Source organism: Fundicoccus ignavus (assembly GCF_009659375.1).
GTDB classification, from domain to species: Bacteria; Bacillota; Bacilli; order Lactobacillales; family Aerococcaceae; genus Fundicoccus; species Fundicoccus ignavus.
This window is the reverse complement of the sequence record NZ_WJQT01000005.1, coordinates 118,984-135,712: the sequence shown is the minus strand read 5'-3', so window position 1 is coordinate 135,712 and position 16,729 is coordinate 118,984. Positions and strand designations below refer to the sequence as shown.

The 16,729-nt window shown below is 37.5% G+C and carries 15 protein-coding genes; 14 read left to right on the top strand and 1 reads right to left on the bottom strand.

What is annotated here, in order from left to right:
• Positions 1-241: 241 nt before the first annotated feature.
• From rnpA to GF867_RS05590, 7 genes are all read left to right on the top strand, one after another.
• Positions 242-601, top strand: a complete 360-nt coding sequence (rnpA, locus tag GF867_RS05620; RefSeq protein WP_153832130.1) for a ribonuclease P protein component — start codon at positions 242-244, stop codon at positions 599-601.
• A gap of 9 nt (positions 602-610) precedes the next feature.
• The gene (locus GF867_RS05615) at positions 611-1,444 is read left to right on the top strand and encodes a YidC/Oxa1 family membrane protein insertase (protein ID WP_153832129.1); all 834 of its coding nucleotides are present in this window, start codon (positions 611-613) and stop codon (positions 1,442-1,444) included.
• A gap of 36 nt (positions 1,445-1,480) precedes the next feature.
• Positions 1,481-2,398 (top strand): RNA-binding cell elongation regulator Jag/EloR, encoded by a 918-nt coding sequence (gene jag / locus GF867_RS05610; RefSeq protein ID WP_153832128.1) that lies wholly within the window; start codon positions 1,481-1,483, stop codon positions 2,396-2,398.
• A gap of 272 nt (positions 2,399-2,670) precedes the next feature.
• Positions 2,671-4,188: a PTS system trehalose-specific EIIBC component gene (treP, locus tag GF867_RS05605; protein WP_153832127.1), complete on the top strand. Its 1,518-nt coding sequence runs from the start codon at positions 2,671-2,673 to the stop codon at positions 4,186-4,188.
• A gap of 21 nt (positions 4,189-4,209) precedes the next feature.
• The gene (gene treC, locus GF867_RS05600; RefSeq protein WP_153832126.1) at positions 4,210-5,871 is read left to right on the top strand and encodes an alpha,alpha-phosphotrehalase; all 1,662 of its coding nucleotides are present in this window, start codon (positions 4,210-4,212) and stop codon (positions 5,869-5,871) included.
• Between the two features lie 126 nt (positions 5,872-5,997).
• A complete protein-coding gene (gene brnQ, locus GF867_RS05595; protein ID WP_153832125.1) occupies positions 5,998-7,326 on the top strand; it encodes a branched-chain amino acid transport system II carrier protein in 1,329 nt (442 codons plus the stop codon).
• An 80-nt stretch (positions 7,327-7,406) separates the two neighbouring features.
• The gene (locus tag GF867_RS05590) at positions 7,407-8,615 is read left to right on the top strand and encodes a GerMN domain-containing protein (protein ID WP_153832124.1); all 1,209 of its coding nucleotides are present in this window, start codon (positions 7,407-7,409) and stop codon (positions 8,613-8,615) included.
• 62 nt (positions 8,616-8,677) lie between these two features.
• Here GF867_RS05590 and treR read toward each other — a convergent pair whose 3' ends face one another.
• Positions 8,678-9,400 (bottom strand): trehalose operon repressor, encoded by a 723-nt coding sequence (gene treR, locus GF867_RS05585; RefSeq protein ID WP_153832123.1) that lies wholly within the window; start codon positions 9,398-9,400, stop codon positions 8,678-8,680.
• A 248-nt stretch (positions 9,401-9,648) separates the two neighbouring features.
• Between treR and mnmE the strand changes: the two genes are divergently transcribed.
• The 7 genes from mnmE to GF867_RS05550 all read left to right on the top strand — a co-directional run bounded on the left by mnmE (position 9,649) and on the right by GF867_RS05550 (position 16,729).
• A complete protein-coding gene (gene mnmE, locus GF867_RS05580; protein WP_153832122.1) occupies positions 9,649-11,031 on the top strand; it encodes a tRNA uridine-5-carboxymethylaminomethyl(34) synthesis GTPase MnmE in 1,383 nt (460 codons plus the stop codon).
• A gap of 31 nt (positions 11,032-11,062) precedes the next feature.
• Positions 11,063-11,536, top strand: a complete 474-nt coding sequence (locus GF867_RS05575) for an NUDIX hydrolase (protein WP_375774013.1) — start codon at positions 11,063-11,065, stop codon at positions 11,534-11,536.
• Between the two features lie 20 nt (positions 11,537-11,556).
• Entirely contained in the window at positions 11,557-13,458 is a 1,902-nt protein-coding gene (gene mnmG, locus GF867_RS05570) for a tRNA uridine-5-carboxymethylaminomethyl(34) synthesis enzyme MnmG (RefSeq protein ID WP_153832120.1), read from the top strand.
• A 284-nt stretch (positions 13,459-13,742) separates the two neighbouring features.
• Positions 13,743-14,408 carry a DNA alkylation repair protein gene (locus GF867_RS05565; protein WP_153832119.1) on the top strand — a complete coding sequence of 222 codons (666 nt, stop codon included), beginning with the start codon at positions 13,743-13,745 and terminating at the stop codon, positions 14,406-14,408.
• Positions 14,409-14,429: 21 nt separating this feature from the next.
• Positions 14,430-15,263 (top strand): metallophosphoesterase, encoded by an 834-nt coding sequence (locus GF867_RS05560; protein ID WP_153832118.1) that lies wholly within the window; start codon positions 14,430-14,432, stop codon positions 15,261-15,263.
• A 1-nt stretch (position 15,264) separates the two neighbouring features.
• Positions 15,265-15,996, top strand: coding sequence for a LytR/AlgR family response regulator transcription factor (locus GF867_RS05555; protein ID WP_153832117.1), 732 nt, complete (start codon positions 15,265-15,267; stop codon positions 15,994-15,996).
• Entirely contained in the window at positions 15,986-16,729 is a 744-nt protein-coding gene (locus GF867_RS05550) for a sensor histidine kinase (protein ID WP_153832116.1), read from the top strand. The genes GF867_RS05555 and GF867_RS05550 overlap by 11 nt, the downstream gene beginning before the upstream one ends.

Genomic DNA, 16,729 nt, shown 5'->3' with positions numbered 1-16,729 from the left:
GTAAGCCATGTCGATTTCCTTTCTTATGTGTTTGGTCGTACTTACATCATAACGGAAATCACTGGCTTTTTGTGTATACAAAAATAGTGCTGATGATTTCTCACCAACACTAAAAATTATAGAACCTTTTTATTTTATTTAAGCTAAAACATTAAAAAATAGCTGATTCGGTTTTTCTTTTGTGTAATTATTAGCTATAATATGTTGAAGTGAATGTTTGCAGTGAGAATGAGGGAATAAATTGAAAAAAGCATACAGAGTTAAATCAGAAAAAGAATTTCAGAAGGTTTTCCATGATGGACAATCCATCGCCAACCGGCAGTTAGTACTTTATGTTTATCCTAAGCCAGAACAAGTACATTTTCGAGTAGGATTATCGGTAGGTAAAAAAATGGGGAATGCAGTCAAAAGAAATCAAATCAAACGTTATTTGCGTCAAGCCTTGCACGAACTTGAACCAGCAATTAAACCAGATATTGATATTCTATTAATTGCAAGAAAAGATATTTGTGATAAAGATTTTTTTGAAGTAAAAAAATCGATGATTCATATCATGAAATTAGCAAACATTCTCGATCAAACAAAGTTAAAGAGTCTCTAGGAGGTTTGAATGGAAAAAAAATATAGTAAATGGTTAAAAATAGCCATTATGTTAAGTGTCATTTTGTTTTTAACAGCTTGCGGAAGTAGTGGTGCAGAAACTAGCGGTGATGGTTTTTGGAGTACCTATATCATAGCGAATTTATCGCGTGTATTGTTGTGGTTATCGGGTCTATTCGGTAATAACTATGCAATGGGTATTATTGTCTTCACGATCATTATTCGTTTATTATTATTCCCGTTGAATAAAATGCAAGCGAACTCAACGCGTAAAATGCAAGAAATTCAACCAGAATTAGATGCAATCAAAGAGAAATACCCAAATAAAGATCGTGCTTCAATGGAAGCGATGCAAGCTGAACAACAAGCGCTGATGGAAGCAAGAGGCGTTAATCAATTTGCTGGTTGTTTACCGATGCTAATTCAATTACCTGTAATGATAGCTTTATATAACTCCATTACAAGTACACAAGAAATCCAACAAGGTAATTTCTTCTGGACGAACTTAGGTCAAGTAGATCCTTACTTTATCTTACCTGTAATAGCCGCGGCATTAACGTTTGCTAACTCATATTTCACAATGAAAGCTAATCCAGTTAAAAATAGTGCAACAACTGCGATGACATATGTAATGCCAGCAATGATTTTATTCATTTCAGTTGGATTACCAAGTGCTGTTACATTATATTGGGTAATTTCAAACACAATTACTTTAGCGCAAACATTCTTATTTAATAATCCTTATAAAATTATTGCAGAACGTGAAGCAAAAGTAGAAGCTGAAAAAGAACGCCAGCGTGAATTACGTCGAGCATTAAAACGTGCAACTAAAAAGAAAAAATAATTAATCAATCAATAAACTCAGAGAGAGGAACGTTATATGTTAGAAAATAGTACAACGGTCAGAGCTGAAACAGTTGAAAAAGCGATTAAAATTGGTTTAACAAAACTTGGCATTACAGAAGCTGAAGCAAATATAAATGTGATTAGTGAAGGTAAAAAAGGTCTTTTTGGATTCGGGAAACAAGATGCGATTGTTGAAATTAGTGCAAAAATTGAATTAACAATGGCAGAATTAACCGATCAATTAGAAAAAGAAGTAAGGGCTGAAAAAGAAGCTAACCTAGCAAGTGAAGCAAGCTCTGTAGTAGAGGTTGTAGAAACTAAGGTAGAGAAAGTTGAACCTAAGCCGGAAGTCAAAACTGTCAAAGAAAAGCCAGCTGTGCCAGTTAAAAAGCCAGCTGAAGTAAAGAAACCGGTAGTAAAAAAGGCAGAAGTTCAAGACAAGCCTAAAGCTGAAGTAACGCAAGTAGTAGAAGAGAATAAGCGTAAACGTCCTGAAATCAATAAAGAGGCACGTCTAATTGTAGCGCGATATTTAGAGGATGTTCTGCATACTTATGGCGCTGATTCTAAAGTTACGTTTGAAGAAAAAGGCAATCAAGTTATTTTTAATATCAAAACCAATAAATCAGGTTTAGTTATTGGAAAGCATGGTAAGATTATCAATTCTTTACAGACGTTAGCACAAATTTTATTGCATCGTTATGATCGCCGTCGTGTCTCAGTGTTATTAAATGTTGGTGATTACCGTGATCGTCGTTCTAATGTTTTAGAGCAAATCGCTCAACGTACAGCAGAACAAGTTTTACGTACGAAACAAGCTGTTATACTAGATCCTTTACCAGCTTATGAACGCAAGCAAATTCATGCTTATTTGAGTAAAATAGAGCACGTTAAGACGCATTCAGAAGGTAAAGATCCAAATAGATATTTGGTAGTAGACTATACAAACTAAATTTGTACAATCCTTTGGTAAGAGAAATCTGACTGAAGGATTTTTTATTTTCAAAATATATTAATGAAAAAAGACTTCATATTTGAGAATTTTTCAAATTTGATGCATACTAAAAACAAAGTGTATGCGCTTACTTTGTTGCTGTAGTTGTGTTAGTTAGAACATTTGCTACGTTTCACATAGAAGAAATTGAAAGTTGCATCTAAATCGCTTTCAAGCTACAATGAAGACGTCGAAGTTGTATAGACAATTAAATTTTAGGAGGAAGGATTATGTCACAATTTGAACAAGATGCTAGAGAATTACTGGAAAAAATCGGTGGTTCTGATAACATCAACGCTGTTACACACTGTGCAACACGTATGCGCTTTGCACTGAATGATCCAGCAAAAGCAGACGTTTCAGCAATCGAAAAATTACCTTCAGTCAAAGGGAGTTTTACACAAGCAGGTCAGTTTCAAGTAATTATTGGTAATAATGTATCCGAATTTTATAAAGATTTTACTGCTGTGTCGGGTGTCAGTGGCGTGTCAAAATCAGATGTAAAAGCAGCTGCTGAGTCAAATCAATCATGGTGGCAAAAAATCATGACATTCTTGGCTGAGATTTTTGCACCGATTATTCCAGCAATTATTGTTGGGGGGCTTATTCTAGGTTTTCGTAATATTCTAGAAGGTGTTCCATTTGAAAGCTTAGGCCAAAAGATTGTCGATGGTGTTGCGATGACAACTGCAGATGGCTCTCCGAGTTACAATACAATTGTAGATGTTAACCAATTCTGGAACGGAGTGAACCATTTCTTATGGTTGATTGGTGAGGCAATTTTCCACTTCTTACCAGTTGGTATTACATGGGCAGTTACACGTAAATTAGGCACAACACAAATTCTTGGTATTGTATTAGGGATTACCTTAGTATCACCACAATTATTAAATGCATATGGAGCAGCGGGCGCATTGGCAGATGGCTCAGTTCCACAATGGGATTTCGGTATCTTCCAAATTGATATGATTGGTTATCAAGCTCAAGTATTACCAGCGATGTTTGCCGGTATTGCCTTAAGCTACTTAGAGATATTCTGGCGTAAAGTTGTTCCAGAAGTATTATCGATGATTTTAGTACCATTCTTAGCTTTAGTCCCAGCAGTAATTTTATCGCATACAATTTTAGGTCCAGTAGGTTGGTGGCTAGGCGATAAAATTTCGATGGTTGTATTAGCTGGATTAGAAGGCTCATTAAGTTGGTTATTTGGTGCTTTATTTGGAGCACTATACTCTCCATTAGTTATTACAGGTTTACACCATATGACAAATGCCATCGACTCTCAATTGATTGCAGATACAGGCACAACAGGACTATGGCCAATGATTGCTTTGTCAAACATCGCGCAAGGTTCAGCAGTATTAGGTGTTTGGTGGTTAACACGTCGTGACAAAGAAGAATCACAAATTACATTACCATCAGCTATTTCAGCTTACTTAGGTGTAACAGAACCAGCAATGTTCGGGGTTACGTTGAAATATATTTACCCATTCGTTGCAGCAATGATTGGATCTGGTATTGCCGGTTTTATTACAACAACCTTTAACATTCAGTCTAACTCAATTGGCGTTGGTGGTTTACCAGGTTTCTTAGTGATTCATATTGACTCAATGTTTATGTTCATTGTCGCAATGTTAGTCGCTTTAATCGTACCAATTGTGCTAACAATTCTATTTAAGAAGACTAATTTCTTAACAGGAGCAGGATTAAACTTTGATATCCCATTCTTTAACAACTCAAACAAATAACGGTCAGGAGGATTTCTAGCTATGGAATTAGCAAAGAAAGTCATCTACCAACTGTATACAAAATCATTTAATGACACAGATGGTAATGGTTTAGGTGATTTAAAAGGTGTCATTGAAAAATTAGATTATTTACAAAAATTAGGGATTGATATGATATGGATGAATCCATTCTATCCTTCACCACAGAATGATAATGGTTATGATATTAGTGATTATGTGGACATTGATCCGTCTTTCGGAACGATGGCTGATTTTGAAGAATTAATTGAAGAAGCTGGTAAGCGAAATATCGAAATAATGATGGATATGGTGTTAAACCATACTTCTACAGAACATGAATGGTTCCAAAAAGCTTTAGCTGGAGATAAATATTACCAAGATTTTTATTATTTAAGACCTGCAAAAGCAGATGGCAGTTTGCCAACAAATTGGCATTCTAAATTTGGAGGACCGGCTTGGGAACCATTTGGTGAAACTGATTTGTATTATCTTCGACTATATGATGTCACACAAGCTGACTTAAATTGGCATAACCCAGAAGTAAGAAAAGCACTTCACGAAGTGGTCAATTTCTGGTTAGATAAAGGTGTCAAAGGTTTCCGTTTTGACGTGTTAAACGTTATTGGTAAAGATGAAGTAATGATTGATAGTGAAGTTCCGAATTCTACTCAAGAAAAATTACTTTACACTGACACACCAATCGTACACGAGTGGATTCAGGAGATGAATGCTGCGACATTTGGTCAACAAGCTGGTTTTACAACTGTAGGTGAAATGTCTTCTACAAGCGTAGAACAAGGGATTCTTTATACCAATCCAGAAGAAAAAGAATTATCCATGATTTTCAATTTCCATCATTTAAAAGTAGATTATGAAAATGGAGAGAAATGGAGCAAAACGCCATTTGACTTCCTTGAATTAAAAGCTATTCTAAACGAATGGCAAACAGGTATGTCAAATGGAAATGGTTGGAATGCTTTATTCTTAAACAACCATGATCAACCGCGTGCAAATAGTCGCTTTGGAGATGTGGTGAATTACCCATTTGAAACACAATCGATGTTAGGTCAAACGATTCAGTTTCTAAGAGGAACACCCTATATTTATCAAGGTGAAGAAATTGGTATGACAGATCCAGATTATACATCCATTGATCAGTACAACGACATCGAGACGCATAATAATTATCAAATTATGTTGGATAAAGGCTATTCAGAAGCAAAAGCTTTTGAAATCATTCTTGCTAAATCGCGCGATAATAGTCGGACACCAATGCAATGGGATGACTCAGAAAATGCTGGTTTTACAACCGGAAAACCATGGTTGAAAGTTGCTGATAATTACAAAACAATTAATGTCAAAAACGAATTAGAAAATGGCAGAATATTCCCTTATTACCAAGCGTTAATTCGTCTACGTAAGGAATATGAGATTATTGCGAGTGGAACGTATCGTGGTTTATTATTGGAACATCCACAAATCATGGGCTATGTTCGTGAATTAGATAAGCAACAATTATTAGTCATGAGTAATTTCTATGGTGAAACTATTTCACTGGAATTGCCTGAAGAATTCAAAGGACGTACAGCCGACAAATTAATCGGTAATGGGCCAATGGAAGCATTAAAAGATGAAATCACATTCGCACCCTACGAAACGGTCGCATTCCTTTTTGATAAATAATGACAGAATTAGCCTGAGTTGTTTTTTCAACTCAGGCTATTTTAGTTTTCTTATAATTCTTACTGAATTTTTCGTTTATTACATGTATTATATTAATTAATACTTTTAGATGAAGAGGATAAGACCATGAAAAAAATTAAAATAAATGATTTCATTGCCATTTCAGTCATGTTATTTGGCATGTTCTTTGGAGCTGGAAATCTAATCTTCCCACCTTTATTAGGAAAAGAAGCTGGAAGTGATGTATGGATTGCTTGGGCAGGTTTTGTTACAACTGCGATTGTCTTACCAGTATTAGGCGTGGCTTCGATTGCTAAATCAGGAGGCATTCAGAAATTAGCGGGTCGTGTTGATGGGTTATTTAGTTATGTGTTTACAATTGCGACTTATTTAGCGATTGGACCTGGTTTGGCTATTCCGCGTGCGGGCAGCACACCATTTGAATTGATCGTAACACCCTATTTACTAGCAGATGCTAATTTATTGTTACCACGCTTACTGTATACATTCATATTCTTTGCGGTAGCTTATTGGCTATGCTTGAATCCGAATAAATTAATGAGTCGTATGGGGAAAATAACTACACCTAGTTTAATGGCTTTAATCGCGATAATGTTTATATTTGTTGTGACAAGTGATACACAAAGTTTATCTGCCGTAACGGGTGTTTATGAAGCAAACGCGTTTATAGGTGGATTCTTAAAAGGATATGACACGATGGATACTTTAGCAGCATTAGTCTTTGGTTTAGTTGTTGCGAATACGTTACAAAGATTCCAATTATCATCTAGTCAACTTCAAAAAATGACAATTGGCGCGGGTGCTTTAGCTGGAGTTTTCTTAGGGGCAATTTACTGGATATTAACTTTTATTGGTCATTCAACTAGTGGCAACTTCCCTGACACTGTCAATGGAGCGGAAATTTTATTAAATTCGACTATCATGGCAATTGGTCAAGTTGGGGCGATTTTATTAGCAGTGATTTTTACATTAGCTTGTTTGAATACTTGCGTGGGCTTACTGACGTCATTATCAGAGTTTTTCAATCTACTATTGCCAAAGTTAAGCTACAGAACATTTTTAACAATTTTTGTAGTCTGGAGTTTTGTGACAGCTAACTTTGGATTGAATACCATTTTAAAAATATCGGTCCCAATCTTAGTCTTTATTTATCCAGCCGCTATCGTATTGATTATTATGGAATTAACTCGCGATTGGTTTAAATATAGTCGCATCACTTATCAAATCACTGTTTATGCCGTTGCATTAATTAGTGGAGTGACAGCATTAGAATCTGCAGCGATTTCAATACCAATCATTACAGAAGGATTTAGAGCCTATTTACCATTGTATAGCTTACAATTAGGTTGGGTCATACCCTTTGCGATTTTAATTGTTATATCGATTATTAGTCAGCAATTTTTCGATAAAGAAGCCAAACATCCGCGATACTAAGCCAAAAAAATGAAATAAACTTCGAAGACCATTCTAATATATGGTATAATATAGTGTATTTATTTTGAGGAGACGAACTGATGATAAAATTCAAATTCAAATTTAAATGGCTATTAATCGGCGTATTTATTTTGCTGAGCGGTTGTAGCTCTGAACCAATGATCCAATTGAGTGAAGAAAATCAGGCTAAACTTGAAGAGAAACGTGCTCAATCTTCAGAAGTAAGCAATAATGTTGACGCAGATACAATATCGGAAACAGCTCAAACGGAGTCCATATTAGATGTGCCAGAGACAGTGACATTAGCTGAGTTGGATCCAAGTAGTTGGACACAGTTGCCTGAAGGCACAACACTTGAATTAAGTAATTATCTACCATATGTTGCCTATCAATTAAAACAATTTAGTAATGAGAGTGGTTCTTATACAACTTATGTTGATTTCTTCGATGAAAGCAATCGCGTGATGCAAGTGAGAGAAATAGTAGGCGCTACAAATTATGTTAATATCTACGAGTGGTCTGAACAGGCCATTCAATTGACTGCACGTCATGAGAACATTGCCTTGTTTGAGAATCTAACGCAAGATGTTAGCTCTACACCCGATGCCAATTTAACCTTATTGAGTGCACCAGTGGCAGTCGGCACGACTTGGTCTTACGATGGTACTCACACGAGTCAAATTGTCGGATTGTATGAAAGTCTGACATTGGGTGAGCAACAATATACTGAAGTAGTTGAAGTTTCAACGCCTTTTGAAGCTTATGATTTAAGACAGTACTATGCAAGTGGCGATGGTTTAATTTTGACGCGCTATGTTGATAACGCTGAAGTTTCAACGGGCGAACAATTCTGGCAAGTGACAGGTAATTCCCATCAAGTGATGATGATTTTGAACCGTGATGTGGCTCAGCCGCAAACAGAAGGTGAGTACTTACTAAGCTTAGAGAAAGTACCTTTTGCTTATCAAACAAATGATTCTTTAGCACGCGCGTTTCAACGTTTATTTACTGATTTAGGCTGGATTACCGACGATATTGTCGTAAATAGCCTAACTGTGGATGAATCAGGGGTAGCGAATCTTGATTTTTCAGCTGGAGTAGTAGCGGCTTTTAATCAACATCCAAGTACGGAAACCAGCATTATTCCTGCAATTGTTACAACCGTTGGTCATTATTTTGACGTAACGCAAGTCCGGCTAACAGTTAATACAGTTGGTCTGTTACCAGACACATTAGCGTATCCAGAGAATGGCATTTATCAAGTTGATGCGAGTTGGCTCGCAAATTAATCAATAAATTAAAGAATACCTGATCTAACTATCTGAGATAGTCGGATCAGGTATCTTTTTTATTAGGCGTTTAGTCTTGGTTTGCGACGAGCAAATTCAGAGAAACTGAATTTTTCTAGGCGATGGTGCGAGATAGAATGTTGGAAGAAAGTAGTATCTTCTAGAAAAACATTACTACTGACACTTATGACATAATCCATTGGATTTAAATTCATTAACTCGATGTCGAGTGCGCTAGCCTTTTCAGCGATGAAATCTTTAGTCGCATAGCCAATGATTAAGTTTAAGTCATCTTCGAAAAATTGATAGATAGAATCTTCAGCAATTTCATTTGGAATATGCTCAACTACCTCGCAACGAATATAGTCTTCATCAATAATCATGACTTCTTCATTAATTTCACGAGTGCGAATTAAGTGGATAAATTGTTCAGTCGCTTTGACCCCGTTTTGCCCAATGAGAAAATCTGGTGCAGCGATTTTTTCGTTTTGAATGATGCGTGTTACTGAATTAATATTCTGTTCAAGTTGTAATTCCTTATAACTAACTAAACCACTGACGGGTAAAGAGAAGCGGTGATAGTCCAAAACGATGGAGCCGCGACCTTGTTTCTTTTGAATAAAACCATTCTCTAACAATAACTTTTGGGCTTTTCGAATTGTCTCGCGTGAAACGCCGTAATGTTTAGCTAATTCATGTTCACTCGGAATTAAGCTACTAATTGGATACTCTCCTGATTTTATTTTTTGTTCAATATCTAAGTATATTTTTTCAAATTTGTTCATGTTAACACCTCTCGAGGCCTATTTTACCACGAATTGTAAGTATATGAAATGTAAATTATTTTATAAATACTAAATTTTTCATAACAATTGGCGTAAGGTTGCATTTACTTGAAAAGATTTGTTATAATGCATATCGAAATGAATATTAGCAGTCAAAGTGCGTATTAACTCCTTAAAACACAGGGGTTAATTTAGGCACTTTTTTTGTGGACATTTATATAGATTCAGACTAGGAAGGAGACGATCAAATGTATCAAGCAGATACAATTTCAGCGATTTCGACCGCTTTAGGTGAAGGCGCAATTGGGATAGTACGTTTAAGTGGGGACGAAGCAATTGAGATTGCAAACCAGGTCTTTAAGGGCAAGGATTTAAATCAGGTGGCGAGTCATACCATTCACTATGGGCACATAAAAAACCCTAGAACAGCTCAAGTGGTGGATGAAGTGATGGTTAGCGTGATGCGAGGGCCACGTTCATTCACGCGTGAAGATATTGTCGAGATTAACTGTCACGGTGGTATTGTTGCAGTTCAAAGAGTGTTAGAGATGACTTTATTAGCAGGTGCGCGTTTAGCCGAACCTGGCGAATTTTCAAAGCGTGCGTTCTTGAATGGCCGTATTGATTTATCACAAGCAGAAGCAACCATGGATTTGATTCAAGCGAAAACGTCAAAAGCTATGGAAGCTTCGGTTAATCAATTACAGGGGAGTTTATCGACTAAAATCCGCAGTCTACGTCATGAGATGTTACAAACTTTGGCGCAAGTGGAAGTGACCATTGATTATCCAGAATACGATGATGTTGAGGAATTATCATCTCAACAATTGAATGCGACAGCCAAATCGGTTAAACAGCAAATTGAGAAAATTTTACATCAAGCGCAGCATGGTAAATTATTTAGAGAAGGAATTAATACTGCGATTATTGGTCGTCCCAATGTTGGAAAATCTAGTTTGTTAAATATTCTGACGGGGATGGAAAAAGCCATCGTAACAGAGATTGCTGGGACTACGCGCGATACGATTGAAGAATATGTCAATGTACGCGGTGTGCCTCTTAAATTGATTGACACTGCCGGGATTCGCCAAACGGATGAAGTTGTTGAACAAATCGGCGTGGAAAAAAGTCGTGCTGTAATGGAAAAGGCCGATTTAATTATCCTTGTTCTCAATCAATCAGAAGCATTACAGCCAGTAGATATTGAATTATTGAAAGCTACTCAAGCGCAGAATCGTATTATTTTGATGAACAAACAAGATTTAGCTCCAGTCTTAACGTCAGATATGTTAACAGAGTATCAGGTGTCTGAGGATGAATTATTGATGACATCAATGCTGAATGAATCAGGTTTAGACGCATTAGAAGCGCAAATTGAAGCGAGATTCTTCTCAGGTAACTTACAAGCGGGTGACATTAATTATTTATTGAATACGCGTCATACATCACTTCTACAACAAGCGATTGATTCGTTAGATGAAGTGATTGATGCGACTGAAATGAGTATTCCGGTCGATTTAATTCAAATTGATTTCACAAAAGCTTGGGATTTATTAGGTGAAATTACGGGTGAAAGTGTTCAAGATGAATTATTAGATAAATTATTTAGTCAATTCTGTTTAGGGAAATAGTTTTAAAGTCGAGTGAGGATGAATGGATAAAATGAATATGAAACTATCAACGATTTGTTATATTGATAATGGCTCAGAATTTTTATTACTCCACCGTAATAAGAAAGAAAATGACATTCACGAAGGCAAGTGGGTCAGTGTCGGCGGTAAATTTGAAGCCGGTGAAACACCTGAAGCTTGTGCGATTCGTGAAATAAAAGAAGAAACAGGTTTAACTGCAACGAAGTTAGACTTGAAGGGCTTTATTACGTTTCCTAATTTCACTCAAGATGGACAGGACTGGTATAGTTTTGTTTACCGTGTGACGGAATTCGAAGGGGAATTAATCGCGGAATGTGACGAAGGAACTTTAGAATGGGTAGCGTATGATGAGATTCTGAAGAAACCAACTTGGGAAGGGGATTATACCTTCTTAGAATGGATTCTGGAAGATAAACCTTACTTCTCAGCACAATTTACTTATGTAGACGATCAATTAACCGATGAGTCGGTTACATTTTACTAGAATAACGAAAGGAAAATACAATGCAAACATATGAAGCAGGTAGATACGATGTCATTGTTGTAGGAGCAGGTCATGCTGGATCCGAAGCAGCTTTGGCAGCAGCAAGAATGGGGAGTAAAACATTACTTCTAACATTAAATTTAGAGATGGTGGCTTTTATGCCATGTAATCCTTCAGTCGGTGGACCGGCGAAGGGTGTCGTCGTAAGAGAAATTGACGCATTAGGTGGCGAAATGGGTCGTAATATTGACCGTACTTATATTCAAATGCGTCTCTTGAATACTGGTAAAGGACCAGCGGTTCAAGCTTTACGTGCTCAAGCAGATAAACATGCCTATGCAGCAAGTATGAAAGATGTCCTTGAGAATGCAGATAATTTAGATTTAAGACAAGGTCTAGTAGATGAATTAATTATGGAAGATGGCGTGTGTCAAGGTGTACGTACGAACACAGGTGCGATTTATCGTGCCGATGCTGTGGTCTTAACAACCGGAACCTCTTCACGTGGGAAAATTATTATTGGTGATTTGAGTTATTCATCAGGACCCAACAATACGATTCCATCCATTAAGTTATCAGAAAACTTATTAGAATTAGGCTTGGAATTAGTACGCTTCAAAACAGGAACGCCTCCTAGAATTCATCATGACACGGTTGATTTTGATTTAACAGAAATACAACCAGGAGATGATGCACCAAATCATTTCTCGTTTGAAACACCAGATGAAGCTTACAAAGCGGAAAGTGTACCATGTTGGTTAACACATACTAACTTAGAAACACATGAAATTATTCAAGCTAACTTACACCGTGCGCCAATGTTTAGTGGCATGGTCGAAGGCGTCGGCGCTCGTTACTGTCCATCAATTGAAGATAAAATTGTACGTTTCAGTGATAAACCACGTCACCAAATCTTTATTGAACCAGAAGGTTTAAACACTAAAGAAATGTATGTACAAGGTTTATCAACTTCACTACCAGAGGACGTTCAACTGCAAATGATTCGTTCAGTTAAAGGGATGGAGCGTGCTGAATTAATGCGTCCAGGTTATGCGATTGAATATGATGTGGTTGTTCCTCATCAATTGCGCTTAACGCTTGAAACTAAGGATATTCCAGGTTTATTTACAGCCGGGCAAATCAACGGGACAAGTGGTTATGAAGAAGCAGCTGGCCAAGGTTTAATTGCTGGAATAAATGCGGCGTTAAAAGCGCAAGATAAAGAGCCTTTCATCATGAAACGTAGTGAAGGCTACATCGGTGTGATGATTGATGATTTAGTCACAAAAGGGACAACTGAGCCTTACCGTCTTTTAACATCACGTGCTGAGTATCGTCTATTATTGAGACACGATAATGCAGATTTACGATTAACAGAAGTGGGTTATCAATTAGGCTTAATCGATGAAGAACGTTACGCTGCTTACCAATTGAAAAAAAACCAAGTAGCGGAAGAAATTGAACGTTTATCAGCGGTACGCTTAACGATCAAGACGCCTGGTTTAGTAGAATTGTTTGAAAAAGTTAACTCGACTCCACTGAAAGATGGAATATTAGCGGTTGATTTATTAAAACGTCCTGAAATCAAATATGTTGATTTAGTTGAACTCGTTCCAAGAGAAGATGCGCCATTAGATCGTCAAACAGCTGAACAAGTTGAAATTCAAATCAAGTATGAAGGATATATTCGCAAAGCGATTCAAAGAGTCGACAAGGTGAAAGCAATGGAAGAGAAGCATATTCCGCACGATATTGATTATGATGCGATTGAAAGCTTAGCTAACGAAGCACGTGAACGTTTGAAGATGATTATGCCGAGCAGTCTTGGACAAGCTAGCCGTGTCAGCGGCGTGAACCCAGCGGATATTGCGATTCTATCAGTGTATATCCAACAAGGGAAAATTGCCCGTGTGACTGACTAAATTTTAATTCATTAACCAAATTCGTTGAAGCAATCAGAATAATTCTGGTTGCTTTTTTGATGATAAGATTTATGTTGATTTACCAAGTTTTGAATTTCGCTCAGCATTCCAACGGAAATATCGATGGGTTATCAATTGAAACTACTAAACATAATTTAAAAACCGTGGATTTCTTACAAAATAGTTATAATTATCATAAGGCGATTATTTTTACAGAGTGATGTTGAGACGTATTTTGGCTGGGTTCGTGTTAAAATAGTTAAATAAGAATGTGAGGTGAGGAAATGGATGTGTTTGAGGTATTGCGGGGGCAACGAGATGCGGAGAATGCCTTTCATATGGCGAAGTATATGCGCAATCAGTTTGAGTTTCTGGGGATTCAGGCGAAGCCGCGTCGTTTATTGACGAAGCCTTTCTTTCAGGATGAACGTCAGCGTTTAAAGGCTGGTGGACAGTTAGATTGGGCTTTTGTTGAGGCGTGTTGGCAAGCGCCGGAGCGTGAGTTTCAAAATGTAGCCACTGATTATTTGGCACGATTCAAAGTTTGTTTGTTGCCGGAAGATTTGAAGCACTTGGAACAGTTAGTTGTGACCAAGTCTTGGTGGGATAGCGTGGATGCTTTAGTGAAGACGATTGGTTATCTCGTACATCAATTTCCCACTTTAAAGCAAGAGATGTTGCGCTGGAGTTTGTCGGGTAATTTATGGTTACGTCGAGCGGCGATCATTCATCAGTTAGGTATGAAAACAGCGACCGATCAATCTTTATTGAGTCAGTGTATTTGTAATAATTTCGGAAGCCAAGAGTTTTTTATTAATAAGGCGATTGGTTGGGCGTTGAGGGATTATGCAAAGGCTGATGCGGATTGGGTGATTCTATTTATGGAGCAGCATCAAGAGCGTTTCGCCGCTTTAAGTTGGCGCGAGGCGAATAAGCATTTAAATAGTTAACAAGTAGCTAGGGGGAAATGTATGAAGAAATCTATTTGTCTTTCAGCAGCAATTGCATCGGCTTTAGGCGTGTTTGTATTAGCTGGCTTGAATACTAAATTACTGACACGACGTTACCGCGTGTCACATCCAATGATTAAGTCAACAGTCAAATTGGTCTATATCAGTGATTTGCATAATAATGATTATGGAATTGAACATGAGTTATTAAAAGCAGCAGTGGAAGAGACCGTGCCAGATGTGGTTTTATTGGGTGGCGATATCTTTGAAGTCAAACAACCTTTAGAGCCAGCGGCTAGTTTTGTTCGTTGGTTGGGTGCGAATTATCAAAGTTTTTATGTAACAGGCAATCATGAATATTATTCTTATCGTGTCAAAGAAATGCGTCAATTGGTGGCGGATAGTCAGATTCGCGTGTTGCGTGGTGAAACAGAGGTGATAGAGGTCAATGGCAATCGCTTATCGATTAGTGGAATTGATGATGCGGAAGAAAGTCACGTCTATCCAAGTCAATTGGTACAAGCGCACGCTCAACGTCCGATGGAATCGATGTTTAGTATTCTGTTGAGCCATCGACCGGAATTTATTGAAGATTTTCTACCTTACGGTTTTGATTTGATTTTAAGTGGTCATGCGCATGGCGGACAATGGCGTTTGCCTGGTTTAATCAATGGTGTGTTTGCCCCAGGACAAGGTTTCTTCCCCAAATATGCGGGTGGGCGCTTTGATTTTGATCAGAGTACTCTAATTGTTAGCCGTGGTTTATCTCATCAAGATCAACCAGCACCACGCTTTTATAATCGACCTGAAATATTGGTGATTGAGCTAGTGCCTGTTGAGAGTGAGGAGGCATAAGTTGGCAAAAGTAATTCGGATTGTCTTAGTAGATGATGAAGCATTGCAGATAACTTATATGCAGCAGTTACTGAAACAAGCTGCTGAACGATTGGACTTAATCATTCAAATTGATAGTTATCAAAGTGGTGAAGCTTTTTTGTTTGCTTTAGAAGATCATTTAGATTGGGATCTAGCTTTTCTTGATATTGAAATGGCTCAAATTAATGGAATGGAAGTTGCGAAAAGAATCCGCCAACTCTCACCAGATTTGGCTTTGGTCTTTGCGACTGCTTATGCAGAATATGCAGTTGAAGGTTATGCTGTTCAAGCTTTAGATTATTTACTAAAACCGATTAGTTTAGAGAAAATTGAACATGTCTTACAACGTTTTATCACTTTGCGCCCTGAAACACCTCATTATTTAATTGTGGATGTCGAGGGTCAACCCATTCGTTTAGCGTTTGAGGAAATCTTGTACTTAGAAGCGAATAAACGAGAAGTGCTCGTGAATACTGAACAAGCAACCTATACTGTTCGTCAAACACTCGCCGATTTTGTTGCTTTATTGGATCAGCGCTTTGTGCAAACACACCGTAGTTATTATGTGAATTTGGATGCCGTGACACACCTATTAAAGCAAGATGTTCAGATAAAAACGGGTGATTTGATTCCTTTATCGCGTCGCCAAGCTAAAGAGGTACAACAAGCTTTTATTCATTACTACCGGAAGTCGGTGTTTTATGAACATTAATTTGATGGGCTTGTTAGGTTTATTAGTTCTCGTTTGTGTGAGTTTACTGATTTATATCTTCTATCAGCGCCGTGAGGTCTTATTCTATAAACGTGAGCAAGCAGAATTAGAAGAATATGCAGCGGAGGTTGAAACGATTTACCGTCAATTACGCGGGATTCGTCATGACTATCGTAATCATTTACAGGCGATGGATGCCTTTGTTGAAACAGATCAATTATCTGAACTTAGGGAATATATTCGTCAATTAACGAATGAACTCAATCAAGTGGATACGATTATTCGCACAGGTAATACGATGATTGATGCGTTAGTGAATACGAAATTAACGAAAGCCCAAGAGCAAGGTATTGAATTATTTGCGACGGCCATTGCGCCAGCGAAGCTACCGATTGAGAACGCGGACTTGGCGATTATCATTGGGAATTTATTAAATAACGCCGTGGAGGCCACTAAGCAACAAATAAAAGATGCGTCGCAACGACCCTTTATTCGGTTATACATTGCCCCGATGAAAAGCAATTTATATATTAGTTTAACGAATACGATGAAATACAATCCGCAACCTAGTTTTCTATCCTTGAAAGCTCCTAATCGTGTTGGCCATGGCTTACGTAGAATTGATCAAACAGTTGAGAAATACAAAGGACATGTCAACCGTCAATGGGAAGACGGGGTGTTCGTAACGGAAATTACCATACCACTTTTAAGTGAGACAGCGTCAGATAATTAA

What these genes read in the sequence shown, in the direction of transcription:
- treR (WP_153832123.1), bottom strand. Translation starts at nt 9,400, where the DNA reads ATGAACAAATTTGAAAAAATATACTTAGATATTGAACAAAAAATAAAA.
- GF867_RS05615 (WP_153832129.1), top strand. Translation starts at nt 611, where the DNA reads ATGGAAAAAAAATATAGTAAATGGTTAAAAATAGCCATTATGTTAAGT.
- GF867_RS05590 (WP_153832124.1), top strand. Translation starts at nt 7,407, where the DNA reads ATGATAAAATTCAAATTCAAATTTAAATGGCTATTAATCGGCGTATTT.
- brnQ (WP_153832125.1), top strand. Translation starts at nt 5,998, where the DNA reads ATGAAAAAAATTAAAATAAATGATTTCATTGCCATTTCAGTCATGTTA.
- mnmG (WP_153832120.1), top strand. Translation starts at nt 11,557, where the DNA reads ATGCAAACATATGAAGCAGGTAGATACGATGTCATTGTTGTAGGAGCA.
- treC (WP_153832126.1), top strand. Translation starts at nt 4,210, where the DNA reads ATGGAATTAGCAAAGAAAGTCATCTACCAACTGTATACAAAATCATTT.
- treP (WP_153832127.1), top strand. Translation starts at nt 2,671, where the DNA reads ATGTCACAATTTGAACAAGATGCTAGAGAATTACTGGAAAAAATCGGT.
- GF867_RS05575 (WP_375774013.1), top strand. Translation starts at nt 11,063, where the DNA reads ATGAATATGAAACTATCAACGATTTGTTATATTGATAATGGCTCAGAA.
- GF867_RS05550 (WP_153832116.1), top strand. Translation starts at nt 15,986, where the DNA reads ATGAACATTAATTTGATGGGCTTGTTAGGTTTATTAGTTCTCGTTTGT.
- GF867_RS05565 (WP_153832119.1), top strand. Translation starts at nt 13,743, where the DNA reads ATGGATGTGTTTGAGGTATTGCGGGGGCAACGAGATGCGGAGAATGCC.
- jag (WP_153832128.1), top strand. Translation starts at nt 1,481, where the DNA reads ATGTTAGAAAATAGTACAACGGTCAGAGCTGAAACAGTTGAAAAAGCG.
- mnmE (WP_153832122.1), top strand. Translation starts at nt 9,649, where the DNA reads ATGTATCAAGCAGATACAATTTCAGCGATTTCGACCGCTTTAGGTGAA.
- GF867_RS05560 (WP_153832118.1), top strand. Translation starts at nt 14,430, where the DNA reads ATGAAGAAATCTATTTGTCTTTCAGCAGCAATTGCATCGGCTTTAGGC.